Annotated in this window: 23 protein-coding genes and 2 pseudogenes; 16 read left to right on the forward strand and 9 right to left on the reverse strand. The window is 37.9% G+C overall.

What is annotated here, in order from left to right; translation table 11 throughout:
* Positions 1-13 precede the first annotated feature (13 nt).
* The 6 genes from secD (at position 14) to NA23_RS08790 (ending at position 8479) form a co-directional block, all read left to right on the forward strand.
* The gene (gene secD, locus NA23_RS08765) at positions 14-1438 is read left to right on the forward strand and encodes a protein translocase subunit SecD (protein ID WP_033192260.1); all 1425 of its coding nucleotides are present in this window, start codon (positions 14-16) and stop codon (positions 1436-1438) included.
* Positions 1438-2334, forward strand: a complete 897-nt coding sequence (secF, locus tag NA23_RS08770; RefSeq protein ID WP_033192261.1) for a protein translocase subunit SecF — start codon at positions 1438-1440, stop codon at positions 2332-2334. Before secD ends, secF begins: the two co-directional genes overlap by 1 nt.
* A 99-nt stretch (positions 2335-2433) precedes the next feature.
* Positions 2434-4383 carry a sodium-translocating pyrophosphatase gene (locus NA23_RS08775; RefSeq protein ID WP_033192262.1) on the forward strand — a complete coding sequence of 650 codons (1950 nt, stop codon included), beginning with the start codon at positions 2434-2436 and terminating at the stop codon, positions 4381-4383.
* The gene (locus NA23_RS08780) at positions 4384-5385 is read left to right on the forward strand and encodes a 6-phosphofructokinase (protein ID WP_033192263.1); all 1002 of its coding nucleotides are present in this window, start codon (positions 4384-4386) and stop codon (positions 5383-5385) included.
* A 279-nt stretch (positions 5386-5664) separates the two neighbouring features.
* A complete protein-coding gene (locus NA23_RS08785; protein WP_033192264.1) occupies positions 5665-7032 on the forward strand; it encodes an MFS transporter in 1368 nt (455 codons plus the stop codon).
* A gap of 238 nt (positions 7033-7270) precedes the next feature.
* Complete coding sequence (locus tag NA23_RS08790) at positions 7271-8479, forward strand: iron-containing alcohol dehydrogenase (RefSeq protein ID WP_033192265.1); 1209 nt, start codon at positions 7271-7273, stop codon at positions 8477-8479.
* An 82-nt stretch (positions 8480-8561) separates the two neighbouring features.
* Here NA23_RS08790 and NA23_RS08795 read toward each other — a convergent pair whose 3' ends face one another.
* From NA23_RS08795 to NA23_RS08810, 4 genes are read right to left on the reverse strand one after another with little or no spacing between them, the layout of a single operon-like run.
* The gene (locus NA23_RS08795) at positions 8562-8729 is read right to left on the reverse strand and encodes a hypothetical protein (protein WP_158510138.1); all 168 of its coding nucleotides are present in this window, start codon (positions 8727-8729) and stop codon (positions 8562-8564) included.
* A gap of 42 nt (positions 8730-8771) precedes the next feature.
* Entirely contained in the window at positions 8772-8966 is a 195-nt protein-coding gene (locus NA23_RS08800) for a hypothetical protein (RefSeq protein WP_249477044.1), read from the reverse strand.
* Positions 8967-8973: 7 nt separating this feature from the next.
* Positions 8974-9207, reverse strand: coding sequence for a hypothetical protein (locus NA23_RS08805; RefSeq protein ID WP_249477046.1), 234 nt, complete (start codon positions 9205-9207; stop codon positions 8974-8976).
* A 53-nt stretch (positions 9208-9260) separates the two neighbouring features.
* Positions 9261-10460, reverse strand: coding sequence for an IS110 family RNA-guided transposase (locus tag NA23_RS08810; RefSeq protein WP_128998116.1), 1200 nt, complete (start codon positions 10458-10460; stop codon positions 9261-9263).
* Between the two features lie 211 nt (positions 10461-10671).
* Here NA23_RS08810 and NA23_RS08815 point away from each other — a divergent pair, with 211 nt between their 5' ends.
* From NA23_RS08815 to cas1, 3 genes are all read left to right on the forward strand, one after another.
* A complete protein-coding gene (locus tag NA23_RS08815) occupies positions 10672-11019 on the forward strand; it encodes a hypothetical protein (RefSeq protein WP_011994759.1) in 348 nt (115 codons plus the stop codon).
* 245 nt (positions 11020-11264) lie between these two features.
* Positions 11265-11708 carry a ribonuclease HI gene (locus NA23_RS08820; RefSeq protein ID WP_011994760.1) on the forward strand — a complete coding sequence of 148 codons (444 nt, stop codon included), beginning with the start codon at positions 11265-11267 and terminating at the stop codon, positions 11706-11708.
* A 68-nt stretch (positions 11709-11776) separates the two neighbouring features.
* Complete coding sequence (cas1, locus tag NA23_RS08825) at positions 11777-12781, forward strand: CRISPR-associated endonuclease Cas1 (protein ID WP_011994761.1); 1005 nt, start codon at positions 11777-11779, stop codon at positions 12779-12781.
* A 156-nt stretch (positions 12782-12937) separates the two neighbouring features.
* On the opposite strand, the pseudogene NA23_RS10725 reads toward cas1, so the two are convergent.
* Positions 12938-14075 (reverse strand): annotated as a pseudogene (locus NA23_RS10725) (IS110 family RNA-guided transposase).
* A 239-nt stretch (positions 14076-14314) separates the two neighbouring features.
* Here NA23_RS10725 and NA23_RS08840 point away from each other — a divergent pair.
* From NA23_RS08840 to NA23_RS08850, 3 genes are all read left to right on the forward strand, one after another.
* Positions 14315-16306, forward strand: a complete 1992-nt coding sequence (locus NA23_RS08840) for a glucodextranase DOMON-like domain-containing protein (protein WP_033192266.1) — start codon at positions 14315-14317, stop codon at positions 16304-16306.
* Positions 16307-16435: 129 nt separating this feature from the next.
* Positions 16436-18037 carry an ATP-binding protein gene (locus tag NA23_RS08845; protein WP_014452212.1) on the forward strand — a complete coding sequence of 534 codons (1602 nt, stop codon included), beginning with the start codon at positions 16436-16438 and terminating at the stop codon, positions 18035-18037.
* Between the two features lie 18 nt (positions 18038-18055).
* On the forward strand, positions 18056-18526 hold the full coding sequence (locus NA23_RS08850; protein ID WP_011994751.1) for a pyridoxamine 5'-phosphate oxidase family protein: 471 nt from the start codon (positions 18056-18058) through the stop codon (positions 18524-18526).
* Positions 18527-18848: 322 nt separating this feature from the next.
* On the opposite strand, the gene NA23_RS08855 is transcribed toward NA23_RS08850, so the two are convergent.
* The gene (locus NA23_RS08855) at positions 18849-19448 is read right to left on the reverse strand and encodes a DDE-type integrase/transposase/recombinase (RefSeq protein WP_158510139.1); all 600 of its coding nucleotides are present in this window, start codon (positions 19446-19448) and stop codon (positions 18849-18851) included.
* Between NA23_RS08855 and NA23_RS08860 the strand changes: the two genes are divergently transcribed.
* Entirely contained in the window at positions 19434-19901 is a 468-nt protein-coding gene (locus tag NA23_RS08860) for a hypothetical protein (protein ID WP_231882451.1), read from the forward strand. The two genes, NA23_RS08855 and NA23_RS08860, sit on opposite strands and share 15 nt — an antisense overlap.
* On the opposite strand, the gene NA23_RS08865 is transcribed toward NA23_RS08860, so the two are convergent.
* Entirely contained in the window at positions 19843-20568 is a 726-nt protein-coding gene (locus NA23_RS08865; protein WP_033192267.1) for a glycogen/starch/alpha-glucan phosphorylase, read from the reverse strand. The two genes, NA23_RS08860 and NA23_RS08865, sit on opposite strands and share 59 nt — an antisense overlap.
* Positions 20569-20721: 153 nt before the next feature.
* Positions 20722-20901, reverse strand: a complete 180-nt coding sequence (gene hisE / locus NA23_RS10730) for a phosphoribosyl-ATP diphosphatase (RefSeq protein ID WP_082204756.1) — start codon at positions 20899-20901, stop codon at positions 20722-20724.
* Positions 20902-21096: 195 nt separating this feature from the next.
* Between hisE and NA23_RS08870 the strand changes: the two genes are divergently transcribed.
* A complete protein-coding gene (locus NA23_RS08870) occupies positions 21097-21507 on the forward strand; it encodes a hypothetical protein (RefSeq protein ID WP_011994753.1) in 411 nt (136 codons plus the stop codon).
* The gene (locus NA23_RS08875) at positions 21497-22753 is read left to right on the forward strand and encodes a CPBP family intramembrane glutamic endopeptidase (RefSeq protein ID WP_249477048.1); all 1257 of its coding nucleotides are present in this window, start codon (positions 21497-21499) and stop codon (positions 22751-22753) included. Before NA23_RS08870 ends, NA23_RS08875 begins: the two co-directional genes overlap by 11 nt.
* Here the strand turns inward: NA23_RS08875 and NA23_RS08880 are convergent.
* A pseudogene (locus NA23_RS08880) lies at positions 22754-23562 on the reverse strand (transposase family protein). It lies immediately after the preceding gene.
* Positions 23563-23750: 188 nt separating this feature from the next.
* Here NA23_RS08880 and NA23_RS08885 point away from each other — a divergent pair.
* The gene (locus NA23_RS08885; protein WP_238374586.1) at positions 23751-23903 is read left to right on the forward strand and encodes a hypothetical protein; all 153 of its coding nucleotides are present in this window, start codon (positions 23751-23753) and stop codon (positions 23901-23903) included.
* Positions 23904-23991: the final 88 nt, after the last annotated feature.

Genomic DNA, 23991 nt, shown 5'->3' on the forward strand with positions numbered 1-23991 from the left:
GGAGGGTTTACAGATGCGCTCAGATCGTGTAAGGCTCATAGTCTCACTTGCTCTACTTGTAGCAGCGATTGTTGCCATGCTCTTGCCAGGGGGACGACCGGCAACAGGTTTTGCTAAACTTTTTAGTCGCATTAAACTTGGTTTGGACCTCAGTGGTGGTGTAAGACTCGAGTACAGAGTTGATATCGAGAAAGGAACGGAGAATCCAGCGGCGGTTGTCGATGATGTTTGGACAGTTCTTAGAAACAGACTTGACTCGGCAGGATACACTGAAGCGGTAATTAAGAAAAGCTTCAGGGAAAATAATTCATTCATAGTCATAGAAATACCTGATGCAACTGATACGTCGGCAGCGGAGAAGCTTGTCGGTTCTACTGGTGTACTTTGGTTTGGTCAGTCAATTGACGAAAGAGATTACGACCCAACGACAAATCCTGATGACGTAAACCTCGCGCTAAGGGAAGGAGCAAAGTGGTATTCCGACAAGGATGGTAAGAAGTGGTATTTAATAAAGAAAGAGATAAACAACAGAAAAGATTTGGTGTTGATTGGTCCAAGAGTTGTTGAAGCAGTTCCAACGATTGATCAAAAAGGTGTTGCAAATTACGTTGTGTCGTTTACACTTGACAGACAATACGTTGAGATATTCAAACAGATCACAAAAGAACTTTACGTCCCAGAGCAAGTTTTAAATGCCGGTACAACTCAATACCAGCTTGCTTTGAAAAAGAGGCTTGCGATTGTACTTGATGATAAGGTCCAGTTCGTTGGATTCGTAGTTAGCCCAATCGAAGATGGGAAAGGGCAAATCAGAGGTAACTTCACATTTGAGCAAGCAAGAGAGCTTGCGGCAATCTTGAGAAGTGGTGCTTTGCCGGCCAGACTCGAAAAAACGTCTGCGAGCCTTGTTACACCAACACTTGGTAAAGACGTACTGCAACAATCACTCAGAGCGGGTATAATAGGAACTATCCTAGTCATGGTGTATATGCTTGTCTTTTACGGAGTCATGGGCATTGTGGCAGTCATCGGTATATTCTACACACTGGTACTGATATTCGGTTTCCTTGCAGGAACCGGAGCTATATTGACACTCCCTGGTATCGCAGGTATTATTTTCACCATTGGAACACTTGTTGACGGTAACATAATCATTTATGAAAGAATCAAAGAAGAAATGAGAAATGGAAAAACACCAAAAGCGGCTATCGAAATTGCATTCTCAAGATCGTTCTGGACACTCTTTGATGCGAACCTTACAACAATCATTGCTGCGTTGTTCTTGTACTACTTTGGAACAGGAACTATAAAGGGCTTTGCAATTACAACGATCGTTGGTATCTTCGCAGCAATGTTTATGAACCTCGTCTTCAGCAGATTCTTACTTGATGGAGTATCTGGAGCTATCAGAGTTAGAAAAGCAGGGGGTGCTCAATAATGAAAATCGATTTTGTCGGTAAAAGATATTATTTCATAGCACTTTCTCTTGTTTTGATTGTTGTATCTGTCATAAGTATCTTCACAAAAGGCTTTAATGTTGGTCTTGAATTCATCGGTGGTAGTGAAATCATAGTTAAGACGTCACAAAAGTTATCTGTCTCCGATGTGAGAGCAAAGATTTCAGAGCTTGGTCCAGAATTTAAAAATGCAAGGATTATAGAAGTTCATGCACTTGGTCAAGCAGAGCAGAAGACATTTTCAATAGTTGTTTCCCCAAGGGATAAAAATGGGGCGCTAAGAACATACAAACCAGATGAAAAGGTAGAAATTTCCAACAAGATATCTGAAATTCTCAGTGGAGAAGTCGTATCATTCAATGAAGTTAGTGGCGATGCTGTGAATGAGATCAAAAACCTAACATGGAAAGCCGTTGTCTTCACACTACTCGGTATACTTGTGTACGTCGCTCTTAGATTCAAACTCGCATTTGGAGTAGGTGCAGTTCTTGCACTTATTCACGACGTGGTGATTACGCTTGGATTTTTCTCCATTTTCGGATTCGAAATGAACATAGCTGCGATAGCGGCGATACTAACGCTTGTTGGTTATTCTGTGAATGACACAATTATTGTGTATGACAGAATAAGAGAATTCGGAAGAAAGTTCAGAGGAAGAGACATGGCATCGATAGTCAACGACAGTATAAATTCAATGATAATCAGAACGATAAATACCTCTCTAACGACTTTCTTCACCGTCCTTATGCTCCTTTTATTCTCAACTGGTAGTATTAAGTCATTTGCATTTGGAATGACCATAGGCATAGTAATCGGGACGTATTCTTCAATATTCATCGCATCACCGATAGTAATTAAATGGGTTAAGTCCATATAATTGAACTCCAAATACAGCACGGGGGCACCACGTGCCCCCTTTTTCTAATAATTTCTCGAGTATGCAATTAAAAACACAACGTACAATGGAGGTGAGATCTTGGCACTTCTGTTTTCCTCTATATTAGCCGGTTTAGTTTTGATTATCTACCTAACGCTCACTGTGTTAGACAAGAGCCCTGGAAACGAAAAGACTGAAAAGATTTCCCGTATCATCCAGAAAGGTGCGCGTTCCTTTCTCATGCAAGAGTACACAGTCTTCTTCCCAATAGTTTTTGCACTTGCTATTCTCTTTGGCTTTTCTTCAGGATGGACAAAAGCAACAGCATTTGTAATAGGTTCTATTTTTTCTGTTCTTGCAGGTTTCTTCGGAATGACTATTGCGACAAAATCAAACGCAAGAACTGCTTGGGGAGCGACTAGAAGCATAGGCGAAGCACTCGATATTGCCTTCTCTGGTGGAGCGGTCATGGGGCTTGTTGTCTCTGTGCTTGGACTTTTGGGATTGGGAATTGTGTACTTGGTATTCGGACTTGAGGAAATCACCTTTTATTCGCTTGGTGCTTCGTTTGTTGCGCTCTTTGCACGCGTTGGTGGTGGTATCTACACAAAGGCTGCTGATGTTGGTGCCGATATTGTAGGAAAAGTGGAAGCAAATTTGCCAGAAGATGATCCTAGAAATCCAGCCGTTATAGCTGATAACGTTGGTGATAACGTCGGTGATGTTGCTGGCATGGGAGCAGACCTCTACGAATCTTACGTCGGATCGATTTTTTCAGCAATTGCCCTTGGATATGCCTTGTTCGGTGAAAAAGGAATATTAGACACACTTTACATAATCTCATTCGGACTTCTCGCGTCCATTATTGCAATCGTATTTGTGAAAGTTCTTTCCAAGCTTAATACAGAACCTGCAAAGGCTTTAAGATTAGGTACTATTACTGCAAGTGTTGTCTTTTTGGTAATTTCTTTTGCTTATTCCATTATGGAGAAGAATTTGAATCTATTTTGGACGGTCCTTGTTGGTAACATCGTAGGTGTGCTCATAGGTCTCATTACCGAGTGGTACACATCGGGTAAAAAAGTTGAAAAGCTGGCTCACTCCGCAGCAATGGGACCAGCGAACGTCATAATTAGTGGAACTGCACTTGGAATGGAATCAACGGCAGTTATTACCATATTGATAGCGCTTGGTACCTACGTTTCCTACCGTTTGGCCGGACTTTATGGCGTTGCCATGGCTGGCGTAGGTATGCTTGCAACACTTGCGATGAACCTTTCAGTTGATGCGTATGGTCCTATTGCAGATAACGCTGGTGGGATTGCCCAGATGGCTGGTTTGGACAAAAGTGTAAGGGAAATTACTGACAAACTCGACGCGCTTGGAAATACTACGGCAGCTATGGGAAAAGGATTTGCAATAGGTTCCGCCGCTCTTACTGCAATTGCGCTATTTGCAAATTTCGGTTCTGCTGCCCATGTACAAAGTATCCAGCTCCAAGATCCAAAAATGTTCATCGGTGCGCTAGTTGGTGCTATGCTCACGTTCTTTTTCTCTGCACTTACAATGAACGCCGTTGGTGATGCTGCAAACGATATGGTTGAAGAGATAAGAAGGCAAATTCGAGAAGTACCCGGTATTTTATCTGGAACAACAGAACCAGACTACGACAGCTGTATAAAGATAGCTACAAAAGGTGCACTTAAAAGAATGGTTACACCTGCCGTATTAGCAATAGCTGCTCCCATAATACTCATGGTTGGTCTTGGTGTCCAGGCGGTTGTTGGTCTATTGATCGGTGCTACAGTTACCGGTGTTGCACTTGCTATATTCATGGCAAATTCCGGTGGTGCGTGGGACAACGCAAAAAAGTACGTCGAAGAAGGTCACCTTGGCGGTAAAGGTTCGTTTGCTCACAAAGCTACTGTCGTCGGTGACACTGTAGGTGATCCATACAAAGACACAGCAGGACCTTCTTTGAATATCCTTGTCAAACTTATGGCGATAACGTCAATAGTATTCTACTCAATAGTGGGGAGGTGGCTATAAATGAGAAGGATAGGAGTTCTTTCTGTCGGGAATGACTGTCCTGGTTTAAACCCTGCAATTAGGTCAATCGTAGTGAATGCTATAGAACAAGAAATAGAAGTGATGGGCATAAGGGACGGATTCGAAGGATTGCTTAACGATAAAGTTGATATTTTGATTAGGAACAACGTTTCCGGTATACTTCACCAAGGCGGTACCATACTTGGAACATCGCTCTTCATACCAGAGAGAGATGAAGAACTAATAGCGATTAAGAACAAAACAACACAGTACGGCATAACTGGTTACATCATTCTTGGAGGAAGGAATGCCGTTAGAAGTGCACTGAATTTGCAAAAATACGGAATTCCATCGATAATTGTTCCAGCAACAATAGATAACGACCTTTCATTTACAGACTTTTCCATCGGCTTTATAACAGCTCTTGAACACGTAACCCAAGCGCTTGATATAATCCATTCAACTGCAGAGTCACACCACAGAGTGATGATTGTAAAAACGATGGGAGCACCTGGTGGTTGGCTTGCCACATTTGGAGGACTCGCCGGTGGTGCCGATTTCGTTATAACAAGCTCGGATGTACTTAATCCAAAGGAACTGTTAGCTACAATACGGCACCGGTATGAAAGTGGAAAGAGATTCTCGATAGTCGTTGTCGAAGATGGTGTTAAACTACCAGACGAAATCATCGATGAATGTAAATGCTCGCACGAAACAGACCCTGCGGAAGTTGTTGGACTATACATCGGGAAAAAACTGAACCTTGAGTGGAGGTACACAAACCTTGGCTACATCCAAAGAGGTGGAACACCTGCTGCTATAGACAGAATCATAGCGACACAGTTAAGTGCGCGTGCTGTGGAACTTGTAAAAATAGGAAAATTCTACCATGCGGTAGGAGTTAAAGGATTCGTTGTTACAGAGGTCCCTTACAGCGACACATTGCTTAATGTTAGACCTGTTGATTACTACATAAAACAATTAGCCAAACTTTTCTACTGATCGCAATTGAACGAAAAATCCGATAAGAGACAGCGGTGGCGTAAGCCACCGTTTGCTTTTTGGATAAGTTAAATAACGATTAATTAAGGAAATAAGAGCACTGTGGAGTAAACTTGAAAAATCTCTACAAAACATTGAATTAATGCTTCATTTTCGTTTTTCTAAAAAATTGTAAGGAGATTAATTTAAATGATATAATGATTCCAGTATCGGTAACGTTACCAATAAATATAACAAGGGTATTTTTCCAGAGAATTTCCGAAAGGGGTGCAGGGGAAAATGGCTGAAAAATTGCCTTTATGGAAAAAGTGGATGTACGCTTTGGGGCAGCTTGGGTGGTCGCTTACGAGCTTTGCGATTGGGAACGCTCTGATTTACTTCTACATGCCTCCTGAGGGGGTCAACATCCCGAAGTACATAACCAGGGGTGCAGTTTGGGCTGGTTTGACCATTGTAGGGCTTGTTCTGGGGATTTCAAGACTTTTCGATGCGATAACGGATCCCTTGGTGGCTACCTTGTCTGACAGGAGCAAGATGAAACTTGGCAGAAGAAGAGGATTTCTTGCTATCAGTGTCCTACCTTTTGCTTTACTTTCGTTCCTGCCATTTTTTCCACCGTCATCCAACTACACTATCAATACAATATGGCTATTTACAACCGTAATCGCTTTCTACTGGTTTATGACAATGTACGTGACTCCATTTTTTGCGTGGATGAGTGAGCTTGGCCATGACCCTGATGAAAGGCTTGGACTAAGCACAATGATTTCAATCACGTGGGCTCTTGGTTTTGTACTCGGGACTCAAATCTATCTTTTCCAAACAATGCTGGAAAATCACGGATTTACACCTGCCAAAGCATTTCAAACGGTTACCGTACTGTATGGTATCATCGGCTTCATATTCATGTTATTACCAATCGTATTTATCGACGAAAAGCGCTACTGCGAACAGCATACGGTCAACGAAGGTGGTTTAGAAGCAATTGTCACAGCGTTCAAAGAAAAGCATTTCGCCATTTTCGTTATCCAAGACCTTCTTTACTGGATAGGACTAACCGGCATAAGCCTTGGCCTTGTATATTACGTTACGGTACTTTTGAAACTTCCAAAGGAGCAAGCATCTCAAGTGCAAATGATAATGTTCCTCTTGTCATTCCTTTTCTACGTTCCAGTGAACTTCTTAACCAAGAAACTTGGTAAGAAGCAGGTCCTTATGGTTGGTTTTCTCGTATTTGCAATCAACTTTGGCTTTGCAGCACTCTTAGGTAAACTCAACTTTTCACCGTATGTTCAAAGCTACATTGTGGCCATCCTTGCAGCCATCCCTCTTGCGATATTTGGTATTCTACCAAATGCAATGGTCGCCGACATTGCAGAAGCACACGGTAGAAAGACAGGGAACTATAAGGCCGGAGTTTTCTTCGGTGCCAGGACATTCATGCAAAAGATGGGACAAACAATCGCAGGACTAGTATTTCCATCGATCTACATTCTCGGCAAAAACGAAATCAACGAATTCGGCTTAAGAGTAAGCGCTATCATTTCGTTGGCTTTAATGATGCTCGGATATATCGTTATGCTGTTTTACAATGAGAAAGAAATACTTGAAATACTGAAAACAAAACTTGCAACGGAAAAAGAATAGGTGCGTCGAAAACGAAAAAACAAAGTAAATACCAAGTTTTATTTGCCCCTATATCTGTGATTATATCACGCGATATAGGGGCTTATTTAACACATCTTTTTTGAGAATATTTTCACAAATCATCTTGACATTCCGTAGTTACAGTGATAAAATAACAACTGGAATGTGAAAAAAATCACGACTGGGCAGAGTGATTATCTATAAGTTGGAGTGACTATTTGTAAGGAGGTTAGGACGCATGTTTGAAAGAAAGGTGAACATTTACAACGTTTTTGAATTGAGATGCAAAACAACGTGTTACTTTGGTGTTGGCGCATTGCAGAAGATGAAAGATATTTCCGAGTATCTTTCAGTACGTGGTTTGAAAAAAGTGATAGTTGTGACTGATCCTGTTGCCTACAAAGTAACTAGTGCGTGGGAAGTTGTTATAAAGTACTTCAAAGAATACGGTATAGAATACGTACTGTACGATAAGGTTACACCAAATCCGACAGTTGAACAGATAGACGAAGCAACGAAGCTTGGAAAGGAATTTGGAGCTCAGGTTGTGTTTGGTATAGGTGGAGGTAGCCCGATAGACACAGCAAAAAGTGTTGCAGTGCTTTTAGAATACGAAGGAAGAACAGGTGCAGAACTCTACGAAGGAAAATTCCTTCCTGAGAAAGCTAAACCGATTATTGCAATAAACACAACGCATGGTACAGGTACGGAAGTGGACAGATTTGCTGTTGCATCGATACTTGAAAAAGAATACAAACCTGCGATTGCGTACGATTGTATCTATCCACTATTCTCTATTGATGACCCACAGTTGATGGTCACACTTCCCTACAAACAGACACTTTACACAACAATAGATGCACTAAACCACATAACTGAGGCATCGACAACGCTTTCCAGGAATCCGTATTCGATATTGCTTGCAAAGGAAACAGTCAGACTTATTGCAACATACCTGCCACAAGCACTAAGTAATCCGAATGATTTAAATGCCAGATACTGGCTACTCTATGCCTCTGCAATTGCCGGTATTTCTTTCGACAACGGACTACTCCACTTCACGCACGCACTTGAGCATCCACTCAGTGCAGTAAAACCAGACCTTGCACACGGACTTGGACTTGCGATGCTCCTTCCTGCAGTTGTAAAAGAAATATATCCTTCCGTTGCTGAGATACTCGCTGAAGTGTACGAACCGATAGTTCCAGGTCTTGAGGGAAAGCCAGGAGAAGCTGAAAAAATTGCAAAAGGAATTGAAGATTGGCTATTTAACATGGGTGTGACGGAAAAGCTTGAGGATGTTGGATTCAATGAAGAACATGTTGAAAAACTAACGGATCTTGCGATGACCACACCATCTTTGGGACTATTGCTCAGCCAGGCACCTATTAAGGCGGAGAGGGAGGTTATAAGAAGAATATATAAGACTTCTCTGAAGAAAATATGAGGAACAAAAAACAAAACCGGGGAGCCACACCCGGTTTTGTTTTTTGTCTTACGATATTTTTTATACTCTTGATTCGAAGAATTCAGAGATTTCGAAGATTCGCCTTCACTATTTCTAAGATGTAATGGCAGATATCTACAATCTCCATATAGTCTATATTTGACTTGTTTTCGTCCAATTTTATTGATATGAGTAACTTTTTATTTTTAACAGTTAAACTTAGTGAATCGTACTTTAAGATCGGATACAAAAATATTTCTCACCCGTATGTTTATGCCGTTAAACGCTGGGTTCATTTGTGCGATTCCGTTGATAAAGAGTGCTCGAACTCCATGTCATAACCGATGTACTTGTACCCTAAAGTTTCAACACGCATCTGAAATTCGCGATTCTTTTTAAGTTCTCTTTTTAATACCAGAAAGAAAATCAGGGCAAAAATCAGAAGAACAACGCAAATCACGTCTAAATCACCTACGAGATTCTTCATCATTTGCCTAATCGTATATCCGCAAAATATCTAAGATTTCCTGGCAAATGTTCAATGCCCTAAACAGGTCTTCGTGTCTTTCGTACTCCTTGGTAATCAGAAGACTGCCTTTTGTGAGTATAACTGAGATGCGTTTGTACCTGAGAATTTGCTGTTTTAAGTCTTCGGGAATATTTTTGCTCACCTCTATGGGAATGACCTTGTAGCTCCTATCAAAAGCGGATTTCGATTTTGAAAACAACGCTGAAAGCGGTGGACGGGGAACTATTGAGCAGTCTGGAAGTTGGGAGTCAACTATGCAAAATTAAATTTTTGTTTTGAGTGTGAGATAGCATAATCAATATTGAACTTCTCTTTCTTTCTCAACATTGCGTACAACGTTCGCAATAACTTGTGTACTACTGACATTATCGCTTTTTTGTACGGTATACCTTGCTGCCTTTTTCGTTCATAGTATGTTCGGAAATATTCGTTGTGAATCACTACACTCACTGCCATTAGCCATAGTATTCGTCTTAGGTGGGCATTGCCCCTTTTCGATATGTGTCCTTCTACTTTGCTTTTGCCTGATTGGGCAATGCTTGGATCGAGTCCACAATACGCAATGAGTTTTTTGTATGTACTAAATCTTGAGATATCTCCAACTTCTGCCAAGAAATGCATCGCGCTGTTTTCACCAATACCTGGTATTGACGTGAGTATCTCGATATCAAGGTTTATCGCACTACATTCGCAATATTCTTTCATCATCTTGTCGTATTCTTCAAGCTGTTGCTGTAAAAATTGTAGTTCTTTGATATTTTGCACAAGAATCTTTTCTTTCATCGGCCAATATTGAGCAATCGAGTTATTAGCGAGTTCTTTAAGTTTTTGAGCATTAAGTTTTGTACTTCTGCCACGGTCTTTGGAAAAGAACACATCCAGATTACGAGCCTTTTGAATAGCCTTGGCAGAAGGGAAATGAGAAAGAAGATTGAGGATAGTGTCACTGTAGATATTGGTAACTCTTTCGAGTTCAGGGAAAAGAACGTTGAGCAGTTTTTCGATATTGTCTTTAACTTTTGCGATGCGGTGGATAATGTTTTCGCGTGCTCTGACAATATCACGAAGCTCAGAGTTGACAAAAGCAGAAGAAGGAATTTGATGTTGTAGGTAAAACAAAGCAGTAGCGATAATGCGAGCATCGATTTTGTCGGTTTTGGTCTTTCGAAGAGAAGCAAAGTTTTTAACAGTTAGAGGATTAAAAACAGCGCAAGCAAAGTCGTTGGAAGAAAGGAAAGCCAGAAGGTTGAGATGATAACAGCCAGTAGATTCCATAGCGATGATGATGGATTGTTTTGGGAAGGCAGAGAGTTTGTTTGCGAAGGAGGAAAAGCCTTGCTGGGACATATCGAAAGAAGATTCGAAGATGATGGAACTGGGATTAGAGATAGCGCAGACGTTGAACTTATCCTTGGAAACATCGATGCCGACGAATATGGAGAAGTTATTCATACAAGAACCTCCTTTCGAATGATGAGGGCAGGGAGCCTACTGAACCAATCCTCCATGCTGACGAGGGCTGAAAGCCCAACCAACTTATCATGGTTAAAGGCAGGCAACAGACTCCTTAAATGGCTTAAAAGCCAAGGTGACATAAGTTGTCCTGCCCTCAATTTTTTTAAGCTAAATTATTTATACCATATTTTTATGTAGGAGGAAGAACATGGAAAGAATGGAAAGAATACTGTTTGGTAAATTCATAGGTGACGTAGGCATGATGACAATACTTGTCAAAGCTGAAGAATTAGACAATCTACCAAACTGGATTTGGATAGATTGCGAAGAAGACTCTCAGAAACCAGACTACGTTTTATTTGAAATCTTAGACTCAGTCCCCGAAGTTGGTGAAATAGATGGAAACATATACTACATTTACGGTGAATTCAACGAAGAAAAGTACCAACATGCTGAACCGATTACTACTTTCCAAGATTACAGTATAGACTTAGACTTTTTTCAAACAATACAAGACGAATGCGAGTGGGAAATTGTACATTATTTAGATTACTAAATTAAGAGCGCTATCGCTTCTGAAATTGAACCTCCACACAAACCCACACTATTACCCCCACACCCCGAATAAATAATGTCCCAACTAATTTGGAACCCCCTAACAAATTACACTTTCACTACTCTCACTACATACTAAAATACTAAACTTTGGGTACAGGATCAAACCGGTACCCATGCTTTTTCAAATTAATGTCCATCTTAATTTGGAAAACAAAAATAACCTAAAAATTGGAGGTGTAAAGTATGAACGGAGTAATAAGAGTCTATACTGACGGCTCTTACAAGAACGGCATGATCTCCTACGGATTCATGCTTTACGGCTTTGGTTTTGACGGAACAATAAAAGTTTCAACGTCAAGACCTGGTACTACACTTCAAAACGTTGAAGCTGAACTCAAAGCCGTCCTTGAAGCACTCAAATACCTTAAAAGAAATTACGGTGAACTAAACAACTACACCATCATACTCTGTTATGACCTTGAACTAATTAAAAGCATACTTACCAACCCAAGAGCACAAGCAAGAAACGGATACTTACGAAACTACGTTGAACAATTCAGAATACTCCAACAATCCTTAGGTTGCAAGATACTCTTTGAAAAAGTAAAAGGACACTACCACGAAATACACAACAGACTCGATAGAGCTGTAAGAAGAAAACTAAACGAAGTACTTGCGTCAGCTTAGTAAATTACTCTCCCTTCCCCCGACGCAAGTCGGGGTTTTTCTAACAACCTAACAAGAAGGTGGAAAAAATGACAATATATGTCTTAGAACAAGGAACAGTACTCGCTAAAAAAGATGGCAGAATGATTATAACCAAAGCCAAACAAGTATTAGACGAAATACCACTCAAAAAAATAGAAAGAATCAACCTACTTGGAAACATCACGCTAACATCTCAAATGATTAACTACTGCCTCGATAACAAAATCGAAGTAATCTTCATGACACAACACGGAAGATACAGGGGAAAACTCTATACAGACGAATACAGAAACGTACTCCTAAGACTTAAACAATACGAAAGAGCAACCGACAAACAGTTCCAACTCGAAATATCCAAATCGATAGTCCAAGGCAAACTACAAAACTACTACAACTTCCTAACCCAGAAAAGCAAAAACCTCCCAAAAGGATTATTAAGTGAAGAAAGAGCTGGAATAAGAACAGTAATAGAAAAAGTCAACAAAGCGAAAACAGTCGATGAAGTCAGAGGTTATGAAGGAATAGGCTCAAAAATATACTTCTCTGGTTTCAAAAAATGCATACGAACAGAAGAACTCACATTCAATGGAAGAACAGCACATCCGCCGAAAGATGAAATAAACGCAATGCTTTCACTTGGATATTACTTTCTGTATGTAGAAATGTTATTAGCAATAAATGCAGTTGGACTTGATCCATACTTTGGGAATCTACACACAATAGATGTTTCAAAACAATCACTATTATTTGACTTAGTTGAAGAATTCAGATGTGTGATAATCGACAACTTTGTTTTGAACCTAATCAACCTAAAAACAATAAAAAAGGAAGACTTTGAAAAACGTGAAAACGATATCTACTACTTCACAAAAGACGGTATGAAAAAATACATAACTGAATACGAACAAATGATGAAACAAAAACTCAAATACCACTTAGATTCAGAAGAAAATTACATACGTACAATATTCGAAAAACAAGCACGACATTATGCAAGAGTCGTATTAGGCGACGAAGAAAAATACCAGCCATACTACTTAGAAAAAATTTAATGTCATATATAACTTGGGAACAACCTCAAAAAAGATTTCCGGTAATAAGTCAAGAGGAGAAAAAATAGAAAAATAAAAAACCTAGTCAACACTTTGACTTTCAATAACTTAATATTTCACTTTCATTCTTCACATACTTGATTTCGTTCTTTTTACCTATTTCATCGGTACATACGGTACGTTGTTCTTTAGTAAATAATACACTAAATTTACTAATTTCCTTGCAGTTAATATTAGCGCTCTCATGTGTTTGTGTGTTGTTGCTTCTGCGTACTTTTTGCGATAATATTCTTTGTATACAGGATCGTATGTCTTTACTCCGTTCGCTGCCATTACTAGGTATGTTCTTAGATACTTGTTCCCTTTTTTCGTTAGTTGGTTGTTTTCTGATTTGTAATTTCCACTTTGATTGATTGTCCATACAAGCCCTGCGTATGATGCTAACGCTGAGGCTTTTTCGAAACGATTGATGTCTCCTATTTCGGCTATAATTCCAGCTGCAGTTATTTCTCCTATCCCTTTGACTGTTGTTAGTGTGTTCGAAATTACTTTAAGTAATTTACTTATTTCTTTCTTTACTAGTTCGATTTGTTTTTCATAGTGCTGTATCAAATCGATAGTGGAAACAATAGATATTCTCAGAGTGTTTGAAGGATTAACAGACAACCTCAAGGCATCTTTAGCAAGAGTTTGGAGTTTTTCTGCTAAGACTTGTGAAGAGACATTGTGTCTGGAAATTTTCGCAATATATTCAAATAACTCTTCAATTGGCATGTTTGCGATTTCTTCGATTGTATAATCTTTAAGCAGGCATTCGAAAGTCTTATTTAGTTTAAAGTCAAGTTTAGGGAAATAAAGAGAAACGCCTAAGTTTCAATCGAGCGATATCTTCGTTGAACTTTAAATAAAGTCTGGTGAGATTACGAAGCTCAGAGATGATATATGAGTTATTGACAAAAGGGACTAAAGACTCAGGAAATTTAGAAGCGATAGAGAAAATAAGTTCAGCATCGATTTTGTCAGTTTTAGGACGATTGAGAATTTTGCGATAGAGCTTAATGTTATCAGTTTTAACCCAAAAGACAGGTACGTTGTTTTGAAAGAAGAAGTTAGCGACATTAAAAGAAAAAACACCAGTTGATTCAAGGACAAGAGAAAAATCGGAAGAAGAAGCAAAAGCTTTGTTAAAAAGTTCAACAATACCTTGAGGAGAGTTCTCAACAGTCCCACTACCGATGAAATCAGAAAAGAAAGAAAGATAGTTCTTTGAGACATCAATAGCTAAAATAGCCAAAGGAATCACCTCCGGATTGAGTACAGCCTTACAACCTCGCGGTACATAAGAAAACGAGGCAAAACATTTTCCGGCAAGTAAAAAGCTGTACTCTAGTTAGGCAATCTTATTTAAGAGAACAAAGTCTCAAGGAGGGGCAACCTGAAACTATTTTACCAGAGGTGTTAAAAAATATGCATTCAATTTTCAAAGACCAATTTTAATTTTTACCGAACTTATTATACGAGGGAGGGAAGGGTATGAAAAAGATTAAGTTTTTTGCTTTGATGGTGTTGATACTTTCTGTATTGTCACTTGCGGCATTGAAAATTGAAGGGAACAAAGTTGTCTTTACATTCAACTATCCTCAGGCAAATACGGTGCATCTTGCCGGTACATTCAACAATTGGTCAACAAACGCTAACCCAATGAGAAGAGAAGGGGATCTGTGGGTTACCGAACTTGAGCTTAAACCAGGAACATACCAATACAAATTTGTTATCGATGGTGGAAAAGTGTGGAAAGAAGACCCAGACGCTCCAGGTTACACGGATGACGGATTTGGTGGGAAAAATGGTGTTTTTACACTTGCACTCAAGGATGATCAACTAGTTATCGTTGCTCCAGCTACAGAAATTAAAGAAAAAGTTGAAATCAACACGGAAAGAGAAGAAAACTTTTATATAGAAGATAACACGTACGTTGTTATAAGATTTTACAAACCCGAAGCAAGGTACGTTTTTGTTGCGGGGTCGTTCAACAACTGGAGCATGAACGATACAGAATGCTACAGCTCAGGAGATGGATGGTGGGAAGCTGTTTTGGAGCTCACACCTGGTGTGTATCAATACAAATTTGTTGTTGATGGAAAAGATTGGCTCTTTGACCCAAACGCACCTGCATTTGTTGACGATGGATTTGGTGGTAAGAACGGTATCTTCGAAGTGTGGAAAGAAGATGGAAAACTAAGAGTTGGTGCTCCAAAGGTTCAGAAAGAAGAAGAACAAACCAAAGTTGAATTACCTAAGGAAAATATTATCAAGTCAGTTCAATACGAAATCGATGGAAAATTATCTGATGTTGAAAAATCAACGGCGATGTACAGCGGAACAGTTATAAAACAAGCTTACGTTGCAAGAACATCAACAGCTGCGTACGTGAGCATCGTACTTGACAAACCAGCAAGAGATTACGTTGGACAAAATGTTCTCTTTGAAGTTTACACCGATGCACCAAAAATGACAGCGTCGAACAGAAAAACATCCGGTGGTACAATACTCAGTAAACCAGTTGGTTTCAGATTCTCACTCAACATGAGAACATGGCAAACAAGGAAACGTGGTACATTCTTCGCAGCTGCAGGAGACGATTCTTGGATACTCCAAGCAAATGTCTTCAAATCAGCAGTTGATGATGTTGTCGAGATTGAAATACCATACGATATACTCGGAATCAAAAGTGGGGAAAATTTCAACATTTACATCGTATGTTCTGTTGATGGAAAAGATGAAGTACTGCCGCAAGAAGGCATAGCTATAAAGACACCTACGATGCTTTCTGGAAATGTGATAGCAAAATTCGCCGATAAAATTGGCGATGATTACGGCTTTGGTACGTACGTTTATCCAAAAGATCCAGCTTTTGCGCCTTACAAAGGACTTTGGGACATAACAGAAGTTACCGTACTTGAAAATGACGAAGCGTACGTTTTCAGCATCAAATTTGCTGAAATGACCAACCCATGGGCGTCACCAAAAGGCTTTTCACACCAACTTGTGAACATTTACCTTGACACAAAGGCTGGTGGAAAGACGTCAACATACAAAGAAGGGGCAAGGGTACAATTCAAAGAACCTTGGGATTACTTCATAAAGGTTGCAGGATGGCCAGATGATAGAATAGTCTTTGCCACAGCCGATGGTAAAGAAATACCAGAAGCTATAATATACGAAGCCGATCCAGCAGATAAAGTGATACATATAATCGTATTCAAGAAATACCTTGAAGTGAAAACTGGTATAAAAGCATACATCTTATCACTTAGCCAAGACGGATATGGTACTGATCACATCAGACCTGTTTCAAAAGACCCAACACAATGGACACTCGGTGGATACCCCGTTGATTCAAAAGACTTTGCACCATACGTACTTGATACAATAGTTCCAGAAGGTCAAAAACAAGAAGACATACTTAAATCATATGTTCCAGGACAATCGTACGCAACATTGATACCAATCGTGGTAAAATGACATAAGCAAACATAATTTGAAAACCTCGCTGGTGTAAAACCAGCGAGGTTTTTGTTTTTTTGATGAATTAGAAGAGATAGTGATATAATATTTTCGAGATTTAAACTTCAAAACAAAGAGGTGAGAATAATGAAAGAACTGCCGATAGGTGTAATAGATTTCAAAGATTTAATAAATGGAAATTTTACATACGTGGATAAGACAAAGTACATATACGAACTGGTGAAAAGAGCAAAAGGATACTATTTTCTTTCCCGACCAAGGAGATTTGGGAAGAGTTTGACAGTGAGTGTACTTGAGTATTTATTCAAAGGAGAGAAAAAACTATTCGAAGGCACATGGATATACGACAAATGGAATTGGGAAAGCTTTCCTGTTGTTAGGCTGGATATGAACGAAATAGATACAACTTCACCGGAAGATACGTACAATTCTCTTTTCTTAAGATTAAAACGTATAGCCAAAGATTACGATGTTTCATGTGTTGACGGCACTATTTCCGATGTATTCTATTATCTTGTGCAGGATATAGGTCGGAAATACAACAAACCCGTTGTCTTACTCATCGATGAATACGAAAAGCCGATATTAGATCATATTTCAGACAAACAAAAGGCACACGAAATGAGAGAAATACTCAGACAACTGTACACAAAAATCAAAAGTCTTGATCAATATCTTCGCTTTGTCTTTCTCACTGGTATTACCAAATACACCAAGGCTGGTGTGTTCTCCACTTTGAACAACCTTGTTGATATATCTTTCCATGAAGATTTTTCTCAAATGCTTGGATATACACAAGAGGAAATCATTCAATATTTTCCTGAGTACATTGATATGGCTTGTCAAAAGTTAAATATGAGCAAGGATTACTTACTTGAGCAACTTGAGAAATACTATGGCGGTTTTTCTTTCGATGGAAAACACTTTGTGTTCAATCCATTTGCGGTACTTTTGTTTTTCTTTCACAAAAGCTTTCTTGTATACTGGAACGATTCAGGAGCACCGAAGTTTTTACATGATTATCTACGTGCAAGGAAAGTCAAGCTTGAAGATATCCTCAAAAAAGATTTACTCATCTCATATATCGAATTGACAAGTAGAGAAATAGAAGAGAGCGTTGCTAAATCTTTCCTTGTTCAAGCAGGATATCTGACATTTTACAAGGAAATAGACAGCGGACTGTACGGGTTAAAAATACCAAACATAGACGCTGGGCAATCATTGTCTCAGATGTTACTTGAATTGAATTACGAATTGGATATAGATGATTTAAACAGAATAGGAGTAAAGATAAAGGATGCTGTGAAAAAAGAAAACGTTGATGGGTTGATAGGTGGATTAAAAGAGATACTTGGTAAGATGAGCTATCGGTTGAGTGAGAAGATAAAACAAGTAACGAAGAATGAAGAACAAGAAGACAAATTAAGGACGATAGAATCGCACTATGAGATGGTGATAAGCGGGATATTATTTGGAAGTGGAGTGTACCATGAGATAGAAAAAGAAGTATCCGGAGGGATAATAGACATTCTGATAGAAAACAACGGGGTTGCGTATATAATTGAGCTGAAGGTTGACAAAAGTGCAAAAGAAGCGCTTGAACAGATAAAGGAAAGAAGATATTATGAAGGATTCACAAGCAAGAAATGTTATCTTATAGGTGTGAGTATAGATAGTCGGTTAAAAAACATAAAGGAATGGACCTACGAAGTTATCGAGGCAAAGTAAAAAGCGAGGTTGATAACGATGGAGAAATTTCCACCTATGCGTAGAAAAGATAGAGAATTACCAGAACAACAAACGTTTGAAATACTCAAATCCGGTGATTATGGTGTCTTAGCAACATTTAACGGCGAATATCCATATGGGATACCAGTAAACTATGCATTTGATGGAGAGTATATCTATATTCACTGTGCTAAAGAAGGTCATAAGATAGAAAACATAAAAAAATTTTCAAACGTATGCTTTACTATTGTCAAAAGCTACGAAATTTTGCCTGATGAACTATCAACTGCATATGAAAGCGTAATTGCCTTTGGAAAAGCTTCAATAGTTGAAAATGAAGACGAAAAGCGCGGAGCACTTGAACTGATAGGAAAGAAATATTCAAATAACTTAGAGAAAATAAAAGGCGAAATCGCAGATTCAATACAGAGAGTGAGCATTATAAAAATAGAAATCGAACACATATCTGGTAAATCAAGAAAAAGATAGTTATATCGCAAAATGCGATATCGCATTTTGCGATATTTTTTTCATTTGTCAGAAATTTCCATCCTGGGTGTCTATATATATGAAAAGGAAAAAATCCCAATAGACTGTTCGGTGATATGAAAAAGTAGGGCAAAAAAGTAAAATTCTTGTTCTTCATCAAGATTTGTTTCTGAAAACCTTTGTCGTTTTTCTTCGTCGGTTTTTGAAATTGGTAATTTTCGTTCTTTGATAGTCAATTTCTAAGCTTTTTTCACTAAAAAATATCTTCACTGTCTCCACATTGCTTTTTTACTTGGATTTGATTTTTCTTTACTTGTTTGTTTTACTGTAGTGCAAATAGTTCTTGATGGTGTTCAAACAAGTAATTCAGTAACGGTTTTTGTATCTTTGTCCAGTTTTTTGCTTGATGTTTTATTCTTAGTTCTCTTTTGATATTGTGCATTACCACAAACGCTTTGATGTAATAAAACACATTCGATAATTTTTTGAATCCTCTTCTAACTTGAGTAAACATTGCAAGAAGACTATTTCTTGATTCAGCTGGTTGATTTTTCTTTGAATCGATGATTTTGTGCTTGATATTGAGTTTTTCGCAAGCTACAGCATAGGAAGGTAGACCGTCAGAGTAAACAAGTTTAGGTTTACATGGAAAGATTAGTTGCAAAGCTTCAAAAGTATCACGATTAGTGGAAACAACAAAGTTAACGATTCTGTACTTACTCACGGCAAAGAAAATGTACAAATTACGTCTTTCATCACCGATTTTGATTTTCTCAAACTTCTCATCGACGTTGATAATATCAGACAGGATAGGAGAAAATACGATAGCTTTAGAAAGATTGATGATCCACTGATAAATAGTAGATACACTTGGAGAGTAACCTTGAGAAATTAAAACATTTCTAATTTGTCTGATAGACAAATTAGAATAGAAAAGCTCAAAGGCATGCAAGCAGACAGAAATAGGATACTTAGGCGAAAAACGGATAGAAGAGAAATACTCAACCAAAGAAAGAGTAAAAAGGTCAACGTTAGTTTTGAAATCACAAGTGCGACAACGGAAACGGACGTAAGAATGACGGACTTTGGAGATTTTCATGGGGCGATCACAATGAGGGCAGCGAGGATAAGGGAAATCGAAGCGTTTCTTACGCTGAGCTTTAGGGAAAGAGAAAGTGCGTTTACATTCAGAACAGATGAAACTGGTAACTTGAACCAAAGAACCATCGGGAGCACGACGATGATAGTGAGCGTTGATGTAGACTTTAGTTGGATGATCGCAGTAAGGACAGCGAGGACGATTGGAGAAGTCGGATTTACGTGGCATAGGGTAATCTACTTTCGTGAGGATGGAGGGGGGTGTACCCCTCTTTAAGAATTATACAACGAATTCGGATGGTTATCATAATTTTATCGAACAGTCTAGAACAGTCTCTAAATTTCAAATTACCCTTTTCATCTGTATAAGGTTCACTTCTGCCAAAAAATCTAACCTTTACCGCTTCTTCCGGCTTTGGAAATTCCCATGGATATCCATTCTTTAGCCAATCATCTGGGAGTTCCTTTTGAAATCCATTTTCGATAGCTTGTTTAAACAGGCCGTATTGATACCTAATCGTGTATCCGTAAGAAAGGCAACCGAGGGTGGCTAAGGAATCGAGAAAACAGGCGGCAAGTCTTCCAAGTCCACCGTTACCAAGCGCTGCATCTTCTTCCAAAAGCGCAATTTCATCGAGAGATACGTTGTATTTACTCAAAAGTTCTTTAACTTCATCTTCCGCTTTCAAGTTCAAGATATTGTTGTACAACAACCTACCTATCAAAAATTCCATCGATAGATAATTGACTATTTTCAGATCTTTCTTTTTGTAGATTATCTCTTCTGTGTTGAGCCATTTTTCGGCAATCAGGTCTCTAACAGAGTAGGAAAGTGCAAAGAATTTCTGTAGCAACGTGGAATACTCCGTTTTTTCCGCCAAGGAATGATGCATGTGGTACTTAAATTGCGTCGATAAGTCTAGTTTTTTGCTATTTCTTGCCACCATCCGCACCCCTTTTCTAAAACTTCAGAACCGTTTCCAACAAAAATCCATCTTAAAATTTACACTAAATTCGAAAAATGTCAAATACACAAGGAAAAACGAACATACTCTTGAATTCTCAAATTTTAGACGATTAAATGTTGTTTTGTGATGCTAATGCCTCCTAATCAGTTCATTTACAAATTCACTCCATTCAATATCCTTCGCCGACAACAGTAACGTGAGGTGGTACTTCAAATCGGCTAATTTGTATATCAAATGCTCTCTATCTTCTCCCATGGCTGCCAATACAACTTCGATACTTTCTTCACCGAATTTTTTGAATCGTATTATAACAAGAACCTTCTACAAGCCAAAATAATAAATAATCATAAGATTAGAAAATATATTGAGCATTAATTAATTAGATTTCTTTTTTTTTTACAATTACTCGCGATTGTCATCAAAAGAAGTTGTACTATAATAAAATTAGTCAGAACATCAAACCGGTTTGATGGATATAAATCAATATTACGGGGAGGAAGTATTATGAAGATTCAAGAAAGAAGTAGATTTCTTTTGATAATGGTAACATTATTTTTTTTGTTCATTAATGGCTCTGTCCTAAAAGCGGAAACTCTGAGATTGCAAAATAATTCGTTCAATAATTCGTTCTCTGATTATCAATTAAATTCACCTTGGCAAGGATTTATAGTGGTAGCAAAGTATGTGTATAAATTTTTTAATATCGTAGGTGTAGTAGAAACTGGAATCAAGACTGTCAGAGCAATTGGGCAAACTACAGAAGAAGCTATATGGAAGCTTTACAATGCAATTCAAGAGGAAGAGATGATGGAGTATAACAAAAAGGTTATTTCAAGTACATTGACTATAGAACAAATATATCCAATCTCTTACTTCACAATGAATAACTTTGAAAAAACCGAAAATGGAGAGTGAAATGAAACAGTCAAAGGATAGTTTTTTAAACCGATTTTTGAGCCATCGTGGTAGAATTTTTGAATATGTAATTTTCGTAACCTTATTTGTAATATTCTTTTCTTTAATAAACGGAGCACAAGAAAGCTTTGTCCCCACATATGGTGGGGTATTTTATATGTTTGTTATTGCATTTTTTGAAGAGCTTATATTCAGGAAATTTTTGTATGGTTTTTTAAGAAAAAGGAAAAATTCCATAATCGCCGCTATATTTTCGTCAGTTATCTTTTCAATTGCGCACACACAATATTATTCTTCACCTCTTTTGTTATTTAACATTTTCATTTTGGGGTTAAAGTATTGTGTAATATTTGACTATACGAATTCCGTTCTTTTTACTTCCTTAATGCACTTTTTGGAAAATGTATTTAGGCAAAAAATTCCAAAACAATTTTTCCCTATTATATCAGTTTCCTATTCAGATTCTGCAGTTATATCTTTTGTTTCGTTCTTTTTAGTTTTGTACTTTTATTATAAGAAAAATTCAACTTTACCTATTCAAAAAGAAGAAAGAAAAAAGCTCAATTTTATGGATTTTTTGCAATGGTGTTATCTTCAATCTCAGCATTTTCTCATTATTTTGTCAATTCCGTTTTTGTACGGGTATGATTTAAAAAAAGAAGAGATATTTATTGATCCTAAGTATAACAATATTCAAACGTACGTGAGCGTTCTTTTTGTTTTAACATCAGTATCGATCTTTATTTTCTACTTCTCTGAAAAATTCAAAAATTTCTTTTCGGTGTTTATGGCATACACTTACACAACATTTTGGTACATATTTTTAAACCTCTTTCTGAATGTAAAAGAAGGAAAAAACATTATAAACTTTTCTATTTTATACATATTTCTTTATGTTCACCTAAGAAAACAAAAGATTATACATAAGCTTGAATACATTCTTATTCCAAGCCTAAGCACTGTATTAATAGTAATCGAAATTGTTTTGAAAATGAAACTTAGTGTAATACTTCTATCAGTAGCAATTTTAGTAGCAATTCTCGTACGTGAAAACGGTTTGTTGTATAATTTTTTAGCTTTTACAATTTCATCACTTATTTCAAGGTTCAGTGGGGATGAATTTCAAATTTTTTACGCTTACTTTTGGGTAATTTATTCTTCAATACTGGTTTTTATTTTTTCATTGAAGTATTTAAAACTTGCATCAAATTCTTCAAAAGTTACTGTCTCCCAGGATGCCTGCTAATTAACTGGTGGTGGTGAAGACATATTTACCAGTTAATTTATTGAAAAGATGATACAAACTCCCCACTTTTCTGAATACCTCCTCAAGTAATACCACAGGATATTCGTATACATGTCCTGATACCATTATTTTGCTTTCTGTAAATTTTTCATATGGCGTCATCCCTTTCATCCCTTTTCCGTTGCTTGGTCTGGCTTTGTTCCACGTGTCTTGCCATCTTTGTGCCTTGTCTAAAAATTCAACCTTATTCTTGCATCTTTCAGCATGGTTCATCAAAAAGTATTCATCATCCGCTCTATGGCTGTTCTCTATTACTCCCATCAAGTGTTTTGCTCTCGGTGGTATTGGACTTAACTGTAAATCTAACTTTTCAAATATCTCGTTCCATTCGTTCAATTTCCTTTCGCTTCCTGCGCAAAACTCCATTCCGTTATCCATCCGTATTTTCATTCTCCATCTTACATTGTGCACTCTTAACCATAACGCTACTATCGAAATGAACATAAATCCAAACGTTGAATTTAATTCATATGAGTATGCTGTAAATCTTGTCCTGGTTGCTACGTCTATCATATTCCATTCGTATCTTGGCAATCTGTAATTTTTCATGTGCTGATATACTTCTTTGGGTAAGCTTTCTTTGTCTAATGGGAGTTTTTCGGTCTTCTTGACTTATCTTCCAAACAATCGTATACAGCTCTTCTTACTGTTGCTCTTGCAATACCTAATATCTTTGCTGTCTTTGATACATTCTGGTTGTTAGCTTCAAAAACTTTACGAACAACTTCTCTTGCTTTTTGAGGGGACAGTTTTCTTAGTTCATGATATGATTATTCATAGGCTGACCTCCCATCCTGGAAGGAATTTGGTAATACGATAAAAGGGGATGTTACATGTTTTAATTATATCAAACAGGATGGAGGCAGCCTCTATTCTTTTTAGAGTTCCATTTATGTTATTTTGTTTTTCTATCTGGTAAGTATGTCCATACCCATTCGTGGATGAAAAGCGCTATGCACTTGAACTGATAGGAAAGAAATATTCAAATAACTTAGAGAAAATAAAAGGTGAAATCGCAGATTCAATACAGAGAGTGAGCATTATAAAAATAGAAATCGAACACATATCTGGTAAATCAAGAAAAAGATAGTTATATCGCAAAATGCGATATCGCATTTTGCGATATTTTTTTCATTTGTCAGAAATTTCCATCCTGGGTGTCTATATATATGAAAAGG

It is taken from the genome of Fervidobacterium islandicum, from assembly GCF_000767275.3.
Taxonomy (GTDB): Bacteria; Thermotogota; Thermotogae; order Thermotogales; family Fervidobacteriaceae; genus Fervidobacterium; species Fervidobacterium islandicum.

Excerpts from the sequence above, each read along its gene's own strand:
- NA23_RS08790 (WP_033192265.1), top strand. The coding sequence starts at position 7,271 with ATGTTTGAAAGAAAGGTGAACATTTACAACGTTTTTGAATTGAGATGC.
- NA23_RS08875 (WP_249477048.1), top strand. The coding sequence starts at position 21,497 with ATGGAGAGTGAAATGAAACAGTCAAAGGATAGTTTTTTAAACCGATTT.
- NA23_RS08780 (WP_033192263.1), top strand. The coding sequence starts at position 4,384 with ATGAGAAGGATAGGAGTTCTTTCTGTCGGGAATGACTGTCCTGGTTTA.
- NA23_RS08850 (WP_011994751.1), top strand. The coding sequence starts at position 18,056 with ATGGAGAAATTTCCACCTATGCGTAGAAAAGATAGAGAATTACCAGAA.
- NA23_RS08870 (WP_011994753.1), top strand. The coding sequence starts at position 21,097 with ATGAAGATTCAAGAAAGAAGTAGATTTCTTTTGATAATGGTAACATTA.
- NA23_RS08845 (WP_014452212.1), top strand. The coding sequence starts at position 16,436 with ATGAAAGAACTGCCGATAGGTGTAATAGATTTCAAAGATTTAATAAAT.
- NA23_RS08840 (WP_033192266.1), top strand. The coding sequence starts at position 14,315 with ATGAAAAAGATTAAGTTTTTTGCTTTGATGGTGTTGATACTTTCTGTA.
- NA23_RS08820 (WP_011994760.1), top strand. The coding sequence starts at position 11,265 with ATGAACGGAGTAATAAGAGTCTATACTGACGGCTCTTACAAGAACGGC.
- secF (WP_033192261.1), top strand. The coding sequence starts at position 1,438 with ATGAAAATCGATTTTGTCGGTAAAAGATATTATTTCATAGCACTTTCT.
- NA23_RS08785 (WP_033192264.1), top strand. The coding sequence starts at position 5,665 with ATGGCTGAAAAATTGCCTTTATGGAAAAAGTGGATGTACGCTTTGGGG.
- cas1 (WP_011994761.1), top strand. The coding sequence starts at position 11,777 with ATGACAATATATGTCTTAGAACAAGGAACAGTACTCGCTAAAAAAGAT.
- NA23_RS08810 (WP_128998116.1), bottom strand. The coding sequence starts at position 10,460 with ATGAATAACTTCTCCATATTCGTCGGCATCGATGTTTCCAAGGATAAG.
- NA23_RS08815 (WP_011994759.1), top strand. The coding sequence starts at position 10,672 with ATGGAAAGAATGGAAAGAATACTGTTTGGTAAATTCATAGGTGACGTA.
- secD (WP_033192260.1), top strand. The coding sequence starts at position 14 with ATGCGCTCAGATCGTGTAAGGCTCATAGTCTCACTTGCTCTACTTGTA.
- NA23_RS08800 (WP_249477044.1), bottom strand. The coding sequence starts at position 8,966 with ATGAAGAATCTCGTAGGTGATTTAGACGTGATTTGCGTTGTTCTTCTG.